Source organism: Methylocapsa sp. D3K7 (assembly GCF_029855125.1).
GTDB lineage: Bacteria > Pseudomonadota > Alphaproteobacteria > Rhizobiales > Beijerinckiaceae > Methylocapsa.
The window spans coordinates 1,448,819-1,462,079 of record NZ_CP123229.1 but is presented as its reverse complement, the minus strand read 5'-3'; the positions used below and the strand labels follow the sequence as shown (position 1 = coordinate 1,462,079).

The window sequence follows — 13,261 nt, the reverse complement described above, 5'->3', positions numbered from 1 at the left end:
TCAGGGATTTTGAGAACCGCGCCAGCCAAGTATGGACTGAGGCCTTACATATTCGGCTCCTGGAATCGTTGTCTCGAAGAATAATTTCACGAGTTCCGCCTGCCGGTGTGTATCGGTCTTCGCCGCTATGTGTTTGAGATGGGTGCGCGCCGTGAGTTCGGTAATCTTGAGACGTTCGGAAACCTTCGCAATTCCCTCGCCCGAGATCACTTCGGAGAGCACGCGCGCTTCGCCCGGCGTCAGCTTGAAAAGCGATGCAAACTGCTTGGCGCGGCCGTTTATTCCGGCGTTGCGGTCGACGATAAAAACTCCAGCGAAGGGTTGTTGCCTGGCGAAAAGTATGTCGGAGGAACCTGGAGTGAAAGGGACGACATGGATGGCGAGCGATACTGTCCCGCACTCGTCGGGCACAAGGAGCGACCCTGCCGGCGGCGCATCTTCCGTCACGCGCGATGCGGCCGTGATCAGCGCCTGCAATTTTTGCGCGGTCAGGGAATCAGTCGCGGTGATCCGTCCCCGCTCGCACCGCAAGCCGCGTCCCCCGCGCAACAAATTCTCAGCCGCGCGATTGGCGTAAGCAATCCATCCGGTCGCCGTGGCGATAACGATACCAAAGCCTGATCCGTCGATCGCGGATTCCAATACATTGACCTGTGACTGGCTTTCATTCAGACGGTTCTTGATCATGAAGGCGCGCTGTAAATGGGGAGCGATCGCTTTCATCCGCTCGACTTCCAGCGCCGTTACGAGCCCAGCCTGGTGGGGCCGCAAGATCGCAAAGCCAGTCATCGCAGCGGCGTCTTTCGAGAGCATGATCCCGAGATAATCCCAATGGTCCCGTTTTCTCGCGAACTCATTATAAAAAGCCGATTTCTTGTAATTGTTCGACGTCACGAGATTTGAGGCTGTGATAACTTGGCCGGGCCGTGACAGTCTTTCCAGTGAATGAAATGGACTGATCCGATCGTAATGCGCCAGATAAGCGTCGCGCGCTTTGACATCTACATTGTAGGCCATCTCCGGAAAAAACATGGATCTGGCGCCACTGTGAGTGACAAGGACCCCGATATGGCCTCCGGCAAGACGGACCAGGGCTTCACCGATCTCAGCGCAACACCCCGGGTCGAGGATGCTGTCGTATATTTTTGTGATGATTGGGAGAATGTCTGACTCGGATGACATCGCCAGCAATCCTTCTACGCAGGTCGTAGAACCACTCGCAGAGAGGCACTTTTTTCGGACCCTGAAGACCCTCCCCCTTTTTGGATGAGTCCCGCCGTTTAAGATCCTAAAAACAATGAATTAATTCGAACTAGCTCTTCTTGATCGTTTAACTTCAGATCGCAATTAATCACCATCCTTCTCCTTAAGCAAGGCAGTAAAAATTGCGCGGTCTGTGTTGGTTTATATATTTTGATAGTCAACATAACTCGCATCTACAGTTGCATTTAAACTTGAGCTTTATCGTTTTGTACTTCTGTCACGGGTGTTCCGGGACAGGCGCGTCTTACACCGCGAGTCTTCTGACTAAATGACACAGCGACTCCCGAGGAGAAAGAGTAGGGTTTCGGCCGTCAGGAGCGACGATGCGGCTGCACTAATTGCCGAAGACATCGCGAGAGGGGAAGACCGGCAGGGAAGGGCTGGTAGTCAGGCACGATGACGTCCGACGTCCGGGTGAAATGGGGGCCAAGAACCACGATCAAGTGTGTGGATTTTGGGAAGTCATAAATCAGTTCGTAGCCAGAAATGCCCAGTCAAACGACGCTCCAGAAAATTGCGCCAGATAATTACTTTTTCTGCTATTAAATTTCTACATTTCAAGTAAAATTACTAATCGCCCTTGTGTTTTTTCTGTATCTGATTATATTGCCTACGTCGATACAAGGCCATATGACTTGGCTATGCGCAGAAAAATCTAGCGCTAACCTAAAAATATCCATGCCTGAAAATGCGATTTCGACGGCCAGCGGTTTCGCGGGCAAGCTGAATCTATGTTTGTGAAAGAAGTTTCCATGACTACGGGAACCGTAAAGTGGTTCAATATCCAGAAGGGCTTCGGCTTTATTGCACCAGACGACGGCGGCAGTGATGCCTTCGTCCATATCAGCGCTGTGGAGCGCTCTGGCCTCGGTGATTTGCGTGAAGGTCAGAAGGTGAGCTTCGAGCTCGTCTCCGACCGGAAGAGCGGCAAAATGTCGGCCGATAACCTCAAGGATCTGGGCTGACTGCGCTGTCGGCGGCGCTGGATTTATGGAGCGCGCCAATCCTGCATCGCCGCATTTAAGCCGACCACGGATGTACTGGCGGCTAATATGCGGTGATGTGGCAGCATGATGATGCCCGGCGAGGCGCCTCGTGCCTTATGGCCCCGCACCTCATGAAGGTCGCGGGGCCATTCTTTTTCGTCGGGTGCAATGCCGGATCCGTCGTAGGGGAAACCTAACATGGCCAAGGGGCAGAAGCGCGGCAATCGGGAAATCCGAAAACCAAAAGCGTACAAGCCACCGCCTGCCGCAGTTGCGTCGCCATTAACCAAGGGGATGCTGTCCCTGATCGGCATCCCGAAAGAGAAGATCTGAGACTTGGAACAGGGAGCAGCATGCTGAAATGTTACGGCGAAGAGATTGCTCGTGCATCCTACGACTTTGACGAATTCTTCAACGAGCCGGCCGGTGTCACAAGCCGCGGCGAGATCCGGCTGGCCGCCACCGTTCTAAAGGACGTCTTCGGTCACAAGGATGATCAACTGTTTTCCGACAACGGCCGTTTCTTCAAGCTCGGGTTTTCCGAAAAAATGCTGCTTCCTGCGAGCGGCGTCGCTCATGTGGATGTCATAGGGGAGTTGCCAGGCACTCCGCGAAATTGGCGCCATTGACTGCCTTTGGTGGCGATCGGTGCGTAGTCCAAAAGCGGCATCGTCCGGCATTATCCGGACCCGATGAGAGTGCAGAGGACCAGGAGAAAACCGTGGCGATCGAACATGCTAGCATTCGGGCAGTGCGCAAACCCTGGGGTAGCATCGATCTGCAGCCATGGAGCAACATGCACAACGATGGCGACGCAATCGGCGAACTCTGGTTTCAACGCCCCGGCGTCAACACGCCGGACCCGGCCCTACTCCTCAAGTTGCTATTCACCACGGAGCCGCTGTCCATCCAAGTTCATCCAGATGATGCCTTTGCGCAATCGATCGGTTTGGAGCATGGCAAGACTGAGGCCTGGTACATTCTCTCCGCAACGCCCGGCGCCAAAATTGCCCTAGGACTGAAGTGGCGGCTGACGATCCCACAATTGCAGGCATCGATCGAGGACGGCTCGATTTCTGACCTGGTTCAATGGCGCGGCGTCCTGAAGGACGACGTTATTTTCGTCCCGGCGGGCACGATCCACGCCATAGGCCCGGGGCTCGTGATCGCGGAAATCCAGCAGAGAAGCGATGCAACGTTCCGTCTTTTCGATTATGGGCGGCAGCGGGACCTTCATGCGGATAACGCCGTGGCGGTGGCGAACGCGGGGCCGCCTAAACGTCAGTCCGTTCCAAGGCGCCTGACCGATGCCAGAACCCTGCTCGTCGCCTGCCCGCAATTCGTCCTGGAGCGGATCGACCTCTTGCCGAAATCGAACTGGGAGTTCAATGCCGAGCACGAAACCTGGATCCTCGTCCTCGAGGGATCTGCCCGGATCGGGCTGACCAACGCGTCTATCGGCGAAGCCTTCTTTCTGGAAGCAGACGGTGCCAGCTTCGAGGTTGGAGCGGAAGGCCTGAAGGGCCTCCTGGCCTATTTAGGCCCCGAACCGAGCCTAAGCCTGTTGCAAAATCTTGATAGGCGGAGCACCGGTTCCTCGCTTAGTGATCAGGAAACAATCCCATCTCATCACCGGGCAACAGCGGGTTCGCTGGTCCGCTCCATGGAGACGCGACCATGACCCAGCTAAGCCGTCTAGCCTTCATCGGGAATTCGCTTCCGCGCCGTTGCGGAATCGCCACTTTTACGACCAATCTGCAGCAAGCAATCTCAACGTCAGGCGCGGACGTGGAGACCGCAATCGTGGCGATGACCGACCATGGTCACGCCTATGACTATCCACCGGCCGTTCGCGTTCAGGTCAATGACGCCAGATTAGAAGATTACATCAATGCAGCCGCCGTCCTGAACGCCGGCCAGTTCGACGTCGTTTCCCTCCAGCATGAATTCGGCATTTTTGGTGGTGAAGCCGGCGCCCATATCATGACGCTGCTCTCGCGGCTGGACATGCCGATCGTAACGACGCTGCATACGGTTCTTTCCGAGCCGACGCCGGCGCAACGCGGCATCTTGAACAGGATCGTCGAGGCGTCGTCGAGGGTCGTTGTCATGGCCGAAAAAGGCCGGGAGCTGCTGAGAAGCGTATACCGGGCGTCTGCGGAAAAGATTGAAGTCATCCCGCACGGGATTCCCGACTTCCCATTCATCGAGCCTGACAAAGCAAAATTCAAGTTTGGCTTTAGCGGCCGGCCCGTCATTCTGACGTTCGGTCTTCTCTCGCCCAACAAGGGCGTCGAAGTTATGATCGATGCCATGCCCTCCATCCTAAAAAGCCGCTCGGACGCCGTATATGTCGTTCTCGGCACCACCCATCCCAATCTCGTTCGGACGCAGGGCGAAGCCTATCGCGAGAGCCTCATGGCGCGTGTGCGGGAAATTGGAGTCGAGGACCATGTCGTGTTCCTCGACCAATTTGTCGACCAGGCGACACTGCTCGACTTCATTTCGATGTGCGACGTCTACGTCACGCCCTATCTCAACGAGTCTCAGATGACGTCGGGCACGTTGGCTTATAGCTTCGGGCTGGGAAAGGCGGTCGTTTCGACGCCTTATTGGCATGCGCGGGAACTGCTAGTCGATGGGCGCGGTATTTTGGTTCCATTTGGCGATGCCGCGGCCATAGGCTGCGAGATTGCGGGTTTGCTGACCGACGATGCGCGGCGGCAGGCCATGCGCGAACGCGCATATGCAAGCAGTCGCTCGATGACATGGGAACGAACCGCGGATCGGTATCAGACTGCGTTCGAAAACGTCCGGAGAGGGAATGGGCTTAGGATGATTGCGCAGCAAGGCCAGCCCTCGCGCGGCCAGGCGCCGCCAGACATGCAGATCGGTCATTTCCTGTCCATGTGCGATGACACCGGGCTTTTTCAGCATGCGGTCCATTCGGTTCCAGACCGGTCCCACGGCTATTGCGTCGACGACAATGCCCGTGCGCTGCTATTGGCGTGTGCTCTCAACAATCCGGGTGAGCGGCGCTTGTCCGAGGTATTGACGGCCCGGCTGGCTGCCTTTGTCCAGCACGCGTGGAATCCTGACACGAGGATGTTTCGCAACTTCATGGGATTCGATCGAAGCTGGCTAGAAGACAAGGGCTCGGAGGATAGCCATGGGCGGACGCTCTGGGCCTTGGGTGAGTGTGCCCGCGGCGATGCTACTTTGTTGCGGCGGCGGTGGGCCGCTAGCCTGTTTGCCGAAGCGCTGCCGATCGTGGAGAGCTTTCGCTCGCCACGCGCCTGGGCATTTACGCTGCTCGGGCTGGACGCCTATTGCGCCGCAGTTCCGGAGGACTCTCTAACCGGACGTGTCCGAAATCTCCTTGCCGACAGGTTAATTTCCATCATGTCGCTGGCTGAGACGAAGGATTGGATGTGGTTCGAGGACGGGCTTGCTTACGACAATGCGCGTTTGCCTCAAGCCCTGATCGTTACGGGGATTTCTACCGGAATGGCCGCCTATGTCGAGGCCGGCCTGAGGTCCTTGCATTGGCTCATGACGGTACAGACGGCGCCAGAGGGCTATTTCAGGCCCATTGGCACGAAGAGCTTCGGCGACAAGCGGACGCAGCCACAGGCGTTCGATCAGCAGCCATTGGAGGCATCGGCGACGATCTCGGCCTGCCTTGCGGCTTTGCGGGCGGATGGCAATGCTAAATGGCGGGCCGATGCGGCGCGCGCGTTCGGGTGGTTTCTTGGCGGCAATGATCTGTCGTTGCCGCTGGTCGATCTGGAGACGGGTAGCTGTCGCGACGGGCTTCACCCTGACCGTCCGAACGAGAACAGAGGCGCCGAATCCGTCCTGTCCTATCTTCTCGGCCTCGCGGAGATTCGTCAGCTTGCTCTCATAAGTGGCGATCGCGCGAAGCTCCCGCGGCTTCGGGCCTTACACGCTTAAATTCCCTGAAATCCACCCAAACGATCCGAGGGCGCATTGTCACAAGTCACGTTCCTGAACCGTCAGGCTCTCTTTCTGCGCCCTGATCCGGCGAGGGTGGTCGTACGCCCGTTCAAGCCAGCAACCGAGCCGCGAGACCTCAATCCCACCGACAAGACGCGTGCGAACCATATCGTTGATCGGATTCTAGCGCTTAACCCCGAGACGGCGGCCAGCCAACTGGCTGACGTCCTCGAAAATTTCGAAGGCCGCCACCGTAACCTGCTGGAGATTTTCGAGGCACGCGCCAATGAAATGGAGAACGCTTTTGCCGCTCATGCTATTTTCAGCAAGATACAGCGGCAACTGGTCGGCGCCTATTTTCTGCACGAATATTCCTTCGAAGCGTCGGCATTGTTCAATCCGAGCATTGTCTCCCATCCTGACCAGTCTGGCGCGACGGAAGGCGGGCACCGCTTCATCCTGAGTCTCCGCGCCGTCGGAGAAGGGCATATTTCTTCCTTGACGTTTCGATCAGGAACCATCGCTGCGGGCGGCACCGTGACCATCGATCCGACAGCCCGTCTTGCTTCAATTCCCAAAGTGCACAATCGGAGATCGGGTCCGGATGGCGACGATGTCGAGGTGGTCTTCAAGCCGGACGAGCACATCAGCGAACGGGTGATCTTTCCCATTACGGACTCGCAGTCGAATGGCATCGAAGACGCCCGCTTCGTGGAATTCGACGAGGGCGGGCGAAAGACATTCTATGCGACATATACCGCCTACAGCGGCAAGGCGATCAGATCCGAGTTGATCCAGACCACCGACTTCACGTCCTTCCGGATGTCGCCACTGAGGGGAACCGCTGCGCAGAACAAGGGCATGGCGTTGTTCCCCCGAAAGATCAACGGCAGGTACGCCATGATTGGGCGGCAGGACAATGAGAACCTCTACCTGATCTACTCGGATGATCTATACTCATGGAGCGGCGGCCAAGTTATTTTGAAACCACAGTTCCCATGGGAGTTTGTGCAGATCGGTAATTGCGGATCGCCAATCGAGCTTGATACCGGCTGGTTGCTCCTGACCCACGGCGTAGGCGCCATTCGGAAATACTCGATCGGAGCGGTTCTCCTCGACAAGGAGGATCCCTCCAAGGTTCTTGCGCGATCACGCGAGCCGTTGGTCCGGCCAGACATGTCTGAGCGCGAAGGCTATGTCCCAAATGTTGTCTACACGTGTGGCGCCATGCGACATAAAGATCAGATCATCTTGCCATATGCGGTCTCTGATACCTTCTCCAATTTCGCAACAATCAAGATTGCCGCGCTGATGCAGGCGATGGAAAGCTGAGCATCGTTCTCTTAGGTGCTTCTCGATGCGGAAAAGCCTGCCATGGGTAGCCTCGCGGATTCTATTGAAGGGGAAGCACCTACTTAGCCGCCGTGCCTGCGATGATGATTTATTACTTCCGTCTTGGTGCGAACCTTGACGTAGGGCTTGAGCAGCGCCTGCTGACTAACAGCTAGCCGAATAGCGTTTGATTCATGGCTTTTCAAATGACCGCTTTGCTCAGGCACCAACGTCTGCAATTGGTGTTGAGCGTAAGTGCCGCAGGTTTGCTTTCCGGTAGCTACCAAGATGCAAGGGTTCAAGAACGTTCGATCCACCCAAAGATTTCTCTCAGTGCATGCAGCAGTTCACAACACTTTCGAACGTTTATCTGGGCTTTCAGGTGCCGCCCGAACTGACTATCAGCTGCTGGACCCGATTGCGGCGCAAATTATATCGCTTTCAGCTCGAATACTCAGCCATGCACTTTCTGTTCTCCCTAGACTCAGGACCCATTAAAGTTCTTGCGTTGAGGTGAGTCGGCTGATTCATAGGCGGGGCGAGGAGGCTTCGCCATGGCTGATTTGTTTTTGCTCTCCGAGGCGCAGATGCGCCGGATTGAGGGTTATTTTCCGCTGTCGCACGGGATCGCGCGGGTGGACGATCGCCAGATCGTCAGCGCCATCGTGTTCGTGATCAGGAATGGACTTCGCTGGCGCGACGCGCCCAGGGAATATGGCCCGCACAAGACGGTCTACAACCGGTTTATCCGCTGGAGCCGCCTGGGCGGGTTCAACAAGATCTTCGCCGAGCTGGCGCGCAAGGGCGGCAAGCCGGGACGGATCATGATCGACGCCACGCATCTCAAAGCGCATCGCACCGCCGCCAGCCTTTTGAAAAAGGGTCTATTCCCCGACGTATCGGGCGCACCAAGGGCGGCCTGAACTCCAAGCTGCACGCGGGTGTGCGACGGCAAGGGACGCCCGCTCGTCATGCTGCTCAGCGAGGGGCGGATGAGCGATTACAAGGGAGTGGCACTGATGCTGCCGGTGCTGCCCCGGGCGAGGGAACTCCTCGCCGACAAGGGCTACGACGCCGACTGGTTCCGCCAGGCTCTCGCAAAGCGCAAAATCGCCGCCTGCATCCCCTCCAAGTCCAATCGAAAAATACCGATCGAACACGACCGCATGCTCTATCGCGAGCGCCACAAGATCGAGAACATGTTCGGCAGGCTCAAGGACTGGCGGCGCATCCACACGCGTTACGACCGATGCGCCCATACTTTCATGTCAGCAATCTGCATCGCCGCAATCGTCATCTTCTGGATCAATCAATGAGTCCTGACCCTAGGGCGAACTCCGCAAATGCTTGGTAACCTTGTCCGAGCACATGTTCGAAATCAGATAAACAACCCGCGCTCTATGAAAAGCTGTTCAGATTGCGTTACTATATACGCTTAGAACCTGACCCAAAAGATTGTTGCACGCGCGCTGGTTGCATGATTACGGAGATTCCGAAGCGTCGGAGGGTGATTCGGAATGTGGACCGAGCAGCATCGAAAGACTTACGCGCGGGTCGAGGGGCATTATCCGAGCGACATGACGGATGGCGAATGGGCGCGCTTGGAGCCGTTGATTCCAGCGGCCAAATCCGGCGGGCGTCCACGCACGACCAATATGCGAGCAGCAATCAATGCCATCTTTTATCTGCTGCGCACGGGCTGTCCGTGGCGTTATCTTCCCCGCGAAGGATTTCCTCCGCGTTCGTGCTCGATAAAATCCGCAACAGCTTTCCCTGGCTCGAGCTCGTTTGGGCGGACAGCAGCTACAACGTCCATCAGGTCAATGCGGCCGTCGCCAAGGTTCCATCGTTGCGCATTGAGATCGTCAAGCGTAGCGACGACATGAAGGGCTTCGTCTTGCTGCCGCGCCGCTGGGTTGTCGAAAGAACCCTCTCATGGTTCGGGCGCAACCGCCGCCTCGTCAAGGATTGGGAAAATCTCGCCGCAACGCTTCAAGCCTTCGTCGCTCTCGCCTCGATCCAGATCGCCATCAGACGACTCGCCCGATAGTTGTCTTTTGAGTCAGGCTCTTATGCCGGGAAGTTCTCAATGCCTACCGATCCGTTCATAACTGATTGACCGCCCTTATATAATAGGCGTCAGTAAGGATTCAAAAGTTGAATTATCATATGCTGCTGCCTGGAACAGCAAATTGAGGCGGATACTTTCCCGCACAACATTCTCGAATTGCGACGACGAATCGTGCAGATCGGTCACCTCAATGCGTCGGCCTTTTTGTTGACGCAAGTTTAGAACATTGCGCACCCCCGCAACGCTTGGACTTGAAGAAAGCGCAAGTCATGACGGAGACCATAACGTATAATTTGTCGTGTGTGAGTTGGAAAATCCTTTGGGAGACCGAAAGACATTCAAAGTCTTACTTGTAACCTTCGGTACATCCGCGACTATTCGAAAATCCGCTAAACTATACGGAGTCTATACGGTGCGTGGTGGAGCTGAGGGGAATCGAACCCCTGACCTCTGCAGTGCGATTGCAGCGCTCTCCCATCTGAGCTACAGCCCCCCGAGCCGCTGTTTACGCGACTGGAAAAGCGCATGCAAGTGGGCTCGGCCTAGGGGGGCTCTGGCACAAGCCGGTCCAATTTCATCGTGAGCACGATGTTGACCAGACTCAATCGCCGGCCGCCGCTCGCGTTTTGGAAGTTCTTTGCCGGACTTGCCAGCCTGGTCCAGGCCGCGTAAACGAGCGTGTTCTTGGCAACGGTTCGGAGTTCCAATGCGTGCAGTTCTCGACGTGCTTTTAGTCGTTCTACAGCTTTATGTTTACGTGATTATTGCCTCGGCGATCCTCTCGTGGCTTGTCGCGTTCAATGTCGTCAACCGCTACAATGACGTCGTGCGCTCGATTTGGAATCTCGTGACCGCATTGACGGAACCATTGCTCCGGCCGATCCGGAACACAATACCGAGTTTTGGCGGCATCGATATTTCGCCGGTTATTTTGCTGCTGCTGATCTTCTTCCTCCAGCGCGTCATCGAGGAATATATTTATCCCAATGTCTTCTAACCTCGTCTCAAACGAGGTTCCATGGACCCTGCGGGGCGACGGCCTCCTCTTGACTGTTCGCCTGACCCCCAAAAGCGCTCTCGACCAAATTGGCGGCGTCGAACACCTTTCCGATGGCCGGCCGGTGTTGAAGGTAAAGGTACGGGCGGTTCCGCAGGACGGCGAGGCCAATGCGGCGCTAATCCGGCTTCTCGCCAAGGCACTTCACATGTCCCCCAGCGCGGTGCGGCTCGACTCCGGCGCGAGTGGCCGGTTGAAGGTGCTGCATCTGCAAGGGGAGGCCGGAACCTTGGCGGCGGGTCTGACCCGCTTGTCTTCTGGCGGCGGGCATTTTTAAAACTGCCCAATAGACAAAATTTCCGCGTGATTGTCCTGAATTGAAGGCCGCCCATGTCCGGAGCTTTGGCCGGTTTTGCCTGTCCAATCGTACCAAAATGTTTCACGTGAAACATTTTGGTACGATTGCACCGCCAAACTGTGGAGTTACGGGCCCGCGAGAACGCGGGCGCCGAGCCGCGTCAAGGCCTCCCGCAACGGCGCCTCCGTGATCCCGCCGGCGAGCGCTTCCGCCGCCATCTCGGCACCCTTATCTGGCACGCGGGCCGCCCGTCGGGCAGGGGGGCGTGCCTCGAGGGGACCTTGTTTCAACGCAATCCGCGCGACGCAGCGCCAGCCGAAATGAGCATTCACCCGCTCGATGATCACGGGAGCGAGATGTTGCATCTCAAGCGCGAAGCCGCTCTCGACGCGAATGATGAGAGTGGCCGGCGCGGTGCCGTTGTCTGCTGCGTGTTCCTGCCGCCGGGATGGCCATTGCAATTTGACCGGTTGCGAGATCGCGGCGAGCCGCTCGCCGGCGATGGCCTCCCAGAACAAGAACAGATCACTCTGGCCGAAACCTTGACGTGCGGCGACCGGGCCGATCGCGGTATGCACGAACTCTGCAAGTGGCTGGGACCAAGAGTTTTTGCCGGGGCGATTTTTCCGCATTAGCCGAGAATACTTATCTTAGCCCGCGGCAGCAACAGGCTTCAGGCCGCGCCAAATAAGGCCTCCGCGCGCCGCTTCAGGTCCTCGAGGGGAATATCTTCCTTGCGGGTGGCGATCCACCAGCGATGCCCAAAGGGATCCTCGAACTTGCCGCCGCGATCGCCATAGAACTGGTCTTCCACCGGCCGGAGAACCCGCAAGCCCGCGTCGACCGCGCGGGCCGTGAACGTATCGACGTCGGTGACATAAAGGTGGATCATCACGGGCGTCCCGCCAATCGTTTGCGGGCTCAAGGCGTCATGGTCGGGAAATTCGTCGCAGAGCATGATGCGGGCGGCGCCGATTTCAAGCTCGGCGTGTCCGACCTTTCCCTCATGCGCGATGCAAAGCACCTCCTTGGCGCCGAACGCCTCTTTGTAAAATGCGATGGCTTCGCTGCCGTGGCTGACGCTGAGATAGGGGATGGCCCCTTCATGGCCTTCGGGGATCGGCTTGACCGGCGCACTCATCACATTTCCCTCGGATTTACCTTTTGTTCATAGGTGGGTTAGGAAAACGGCTAAACGAGGCGCATGTATGACCCTCCCCGTGAGCCTTGACGCAGATGCCGCCGCCGCCGTGCTTGCGTGGTATGACCGCCACCGGCGCGAGCTGCCGTGGCGCGTCCCGCCCGGCGAGGCCGCCGATCCCTACAAAGTGTGGCTGTCCGAGATCATGCTGCAGCAAACGACCGTGGCGGCCGTCAAACCTTATTTCGCGGCGTTTCTATCCCTTTGGCCAAATGTCGGGCTTTTGGCGGACGCCAGAAGCGAAGAGGTGATGCGTGCCTGGGCTGGGCTTGGCTATTACTCGCGCGCGCGCAATCTCCACACCTGCGCAAAAATCATCGCGGAGCGGTACAAGGGCGCGTTTCCGGCCACCGAAGCGTCCTTGCGCGAACTGCCTGGAATTGGCCCTTATACAGCGGCGGCGATCGCCGCGATCGCTTTCGGCCAGCGTGCGGCCGCCATTGATGGCAATGTCACGCGGGTTGCCGCGCGGCTTTTTGCGATCGACGCGCCGCTTCCAGCAGCGTTGCCCGCGATCAAGGCAAAAATGATTGGCCTGGTGCCGGCGGCGCGGCCCGGCGACTTCGCGCAAGCGATGATGGACCTTGGCGCGACGGTCTGTACGCCGCGATCCCCATCATGCCATATTTGCCCGTTGCGCGCCTTATGCCTTGGCTATGCATCAGGCATCGCCGGAAGCCTTCCACACAAGGCGCCGCGTCCGCAGCGTCCTCTGAGACGGGGCGCCGCGTTTTTTGTGCGACGCCAGGATGGCGCGGTTCTGGTCCGGACGCGGCCTGCCAAGGGGCTGCTCGGCGGCATGGTGGAATTGCCCGGAACAGGCTGGGAAGAGGATTTCGATGCGGACTTGGCGGTCAAACAGTCACCGGTAAGAGCGCCACACCGGAAGCTCGATCACGTGGTCGCTCACGCCTTCACCCATTTCGCCTTGCAGCTCGAGATTTATGTCGCCGAAGTCCCAAACGGACAGCGCGCACCCAATGGCTGCCGGTTTGTGGCTGCAGGCGATCTCGACAAAGAGGCATTTTCGGGCGTAATGCGTAAAGTTCTCGAGGCCGCGCGCAAAAGCGCCGCCACCGCCTGGGCGGATTGACCG

Annotated in this window: 13 protein-coding genes, 1 tRNA gene and 3 pseudogenes; 12 read left to right on the top strand and 5 right to left on the bottom strand. The window is 57.6% G+C overall.

Translation table 11 applies throughout. The features are described 5' to 3' along the window. Nucleotides 1–1,182 (bottom strand): helix-turn-helix transcriptional regulator, encoded by a 1,182-nt coding sequence (locus tag QEV83_RS06670; RefSeq protein ID WP_280130432.1) that lies wholly within the window; start codon nucleotides 1,180–1,182, stop codon nucleotides 1–3. A gap of 418 nt (nucleotides 1,183–1,600) precedes the next feature. Beyond that, nucleotides 1,601–1,757 (bottom strand): annotated as a pseudogene (locus tag QEV83_RS06665) (transglutaminase family protein); the annotation flags it as partial. Nucleotides 1,758–2,015: 258 nt separating this feature from the next. On the opposite strand from QEV83_RS06665, the gene QEV83_RS06660 reads away from it, so the two are divergent. The 9 genes and pseudogenes from QEV83_RS06660 (at nucleotide 2,016) to QEV83_RS19440 (ending at nucleotide 9,588) form a co-directional block, all read left to right on the top strand. Continuing rightward, entirely contained in the window at nucleotides 2,016–2,228 is a 213-nt protein-coding gene (locus tag QEV83_RS06660) for a cold-shock protein (protein ID WP_280130431.1), read from the top strand. Between the two features lie 219 nt (nucleotides 2,229–2,447). Continuing rightward, nucleotides 2,448–2,582 carry a hypothetical protein gene (locus tag QEV83_RS06655; protein WP_280130430.1) on the top strand — a complete coding sequence of 45 codons (135 nt, stop codon included), beginning with the start codon at nucleotides 2,448–2,450 and terminating at the stop codon, nucleotides 2,580–2,582. Nucleotides 2,583–2,602: 20 nt separating this feature from the next. Beyond that, the gene (locus tag QEV83_RS06650; protein ID WP_280130429.1) at nucleotides 2,603–2,878 is read left to right on the top strand and encodes a hypothetical protein; all 276 of its coding nucleotides are present in this window, start codon (nucleotides 2,603–2,605) and stop codon (nucleotides 2,876–2,878) included. Between the two features lie 92 nt (nucleotides 2,879–2,970). Continuing rightward, nucleotides 2,971–3,930: a class I mannose-6-phosphate isomerase gene (locus QEV83_RS06645; RefSeq protein ID WP_280130428.1), complete on the top strand. Its 960-nt coding sequence runs from the start codon at nucleotides 2,971–2,973 to the stop codon at nucleotides 3,928–3,930. After that, on the top strand, nucleotides 3,927–6,203 hold the full coding sequence (locus QEV83_RS06640; RefSeq protein ID WP_280130427.1) for a glycosyltransferase family 4 protein: 2,277 nt from the start codon (nucleotides 3,927–3,929) through the stop codon (nucleotides 6,201–6,203). Before QEV83_RS06645 ends, QEV83_RS06640 begins: the two co-directional genes overlap by 4 nt. A 36-nt stretch (nucleotides 6,204–6,239) precedes the next feature. Then, a complete protein-coding gene (locus QEV83_RS06635) occupies nucleotides 6,240–7,538 on the top strand; it encodes a glycoside hydrolase family 130 protein (protein ID WP_280130426.1) in 1,299 nt (432 codons plus the stop codon). 554 nt (nucleotides 7,539–8,092) lie between these two features. Further along, nucleotides 8,093–8,854: pseudogene (locus QEV83_RS06630) on the top strand (IS5 family transposase). Nucleotides 8,855–9,055: 201 nt separating this feature from the next. Continuing rightward, a pseudogene (locus QEV83_RS19445) lies at nucleotides 9,056–9,223 on the top strand (transposase); the annotation flags it as partial. Nucleotides 9,224–9,243: 20 nt separating this feature from the next. Beyond that, nucleotides 9,244–9,588 carry a transposase gene (locus QEV83_RS19440; RefSeq protein WP_348273271.1) on the top strand — a complete coding sequence of 115 codons (345 nt, stop codon included), beginning with the start codon at nucleotides 9,244–9,246 and terminating at the stop codon, nucleotides 9,586–9,588. A gap of 438 nt (nucleotides 9,589–10,026) precedes the next feature. Here the strand turns inward: QEV83_RS19440 and QEV83_RS06620 are convergent. Then, nucleotides 10,027–10,102: transfer RNA gene (locus tag QEV83_RS06620), tRNA-Ala, on the bottom strand. 213 nt (nucleotides 10,103–10,315) lie between these two features. On the opposite strand from QEV83_RS06620, the gene QEV83_RS06615 reads away from it, so the two are divergent. Beyond that, nucleotides 10,316–10,606: a YggT family protein gene (locus tag QEV83_RS06615; protein ID WP_280130425.1), complete on the top strand. Its 291-nt coding sequence runs from the start codon at nucleotides 10,316–10,318 to the stop codon at nucleotides 10,604–10,606. After that, nucleotides 10,596–10,943 carry a DUF167 family protein gene (locus QEV83_RS06610; protein WP_280130424.1) on the top strand — a complete coding sequence of 116 codons (348 nt, stop codon included), beginning with the start codon at nucleotides 10,596–10,598 and terminating at the stop codon, nucleotides 10,941–10,943. The genes QEV83_RS06615 and QEV83_RS06610 overlap by 11 nt, the downstream gene beginning before the upstream one ends. A gap of 146 nt (nucleotides 10,944–11,089) precedes the next feature. On the opposite strand, the gene QEV83_RS06605 is transcribed toward QEV83_RS06610, so the two are convergent. Both QEV83_RS06605 and QEV83_RS06600 read right to left on the bottom strand, forming a co-directional pair. Next, the gene (locus QEV83_RS06605; RefSeq protein ID WP_348273263.1) at nucleotides 11,090–11,542 is read right to left on the bottom strand and encodes a DciA family protein; all 453 of its coding nucleotides are present in this window, start codon (nucleotides 11,540–11,542) and stop codon (nucleotides 11,090–11,092) included. A 95-nt stretch (nucleotides 11,543–11,637) separates the two neighbouring features. Then, nucleotides 11,638–12,105, bottom strand: a complete 468-nt coding sequence (locus QEV83_RS06600; RefSeq protein ID WP_280130422.1) for a VOC family protein — start codon at nucleotides 12,103–12,105, stop codon at nucleotides 11,638–11,640. Between the two features lie 67 nt (nucleotides 12,106–12,172). Between QEV83_RS06600 and mutY the strand changes: the two genes are divergently transcribed. After that, a complete protein-coding gene (mutY, locus tag QEV83_RS06595) occupies nucleotides 12,173–13,258 on the top strand; it encodes an A/G-specific adenine glycosylase (RefSeq protein ID WP_280130421.1) in 1,086 nt (361 codons plus the stop codon). Nucleotides 13,259–13,261 lie beyond the last annotated feature (3 nt).

Bases quoted from the DNA above. Each gene is read 5' to 3' on its own strand.
- QEV83_RS06610 (WP_280130424.1), top strand. From the start codon at position 10,596: ATGTCTTCTAACCTCGTCTCAAACGAGGTTCCATGGACCCTGCGGGGC.
- QEV83_RS06615 (WP_280130425.1), top strand. From the start codon at position 10,316: ATGCGTGCAGTTCTCGACGTGCTTTTAGTCGTTCTACAGCTTTATGTT.
- QEV83_RS06660 (WP_280130431.1), top strand. From the start codon at position 2,016: ATGACTACGGGAACCGTAAAGTGGTTCAATATCCAGAAGGGCTTCGGC.
- QEV83_RS06600 (WP_280130422.1), bottom strand. From the start codon at position 12,105: ATGAGTGCGCCGGTCAAGCCGATCCCCGAAGGCCATGAAGGGGCCATC.
- QEV83_RS06670 (WP_280130432.1), bottom strand. From the start codon at position 1,182: ATGTCATCCGAGTCAGACATTCTCCCAATCATCACAAAAATATACGAC.
- QEV83_RS06655 (WP_280130430.1), top strand. From the start codon at position 2,448: ATGGCCAAGGGGCAGAAGCGCGGCAATCGGGAAATCCGAAAACCAAAA.
- mutY (WP_280130421.1), top strand. From the start codon at position 12,173: ATGACCCTCCCCGTGAGCCTTGACGCAGATGCCGCCGCCGCCGTGCTT.
- QEV83_RS06650 (WP_280130429.1), top strand. From the start codon at position 2,603: ATGCTGAAATGTTACGGCGAAGAGATTGCTCGTGCATCCTACGACTTT.
- QEV83_RS06640 (WP_280130427.1), top strand. From the start codon at position 3,927: ATGACCCAGCTAAGCCGTCTAGCCTTCATCGGGAATTCGCTTCCGCGC.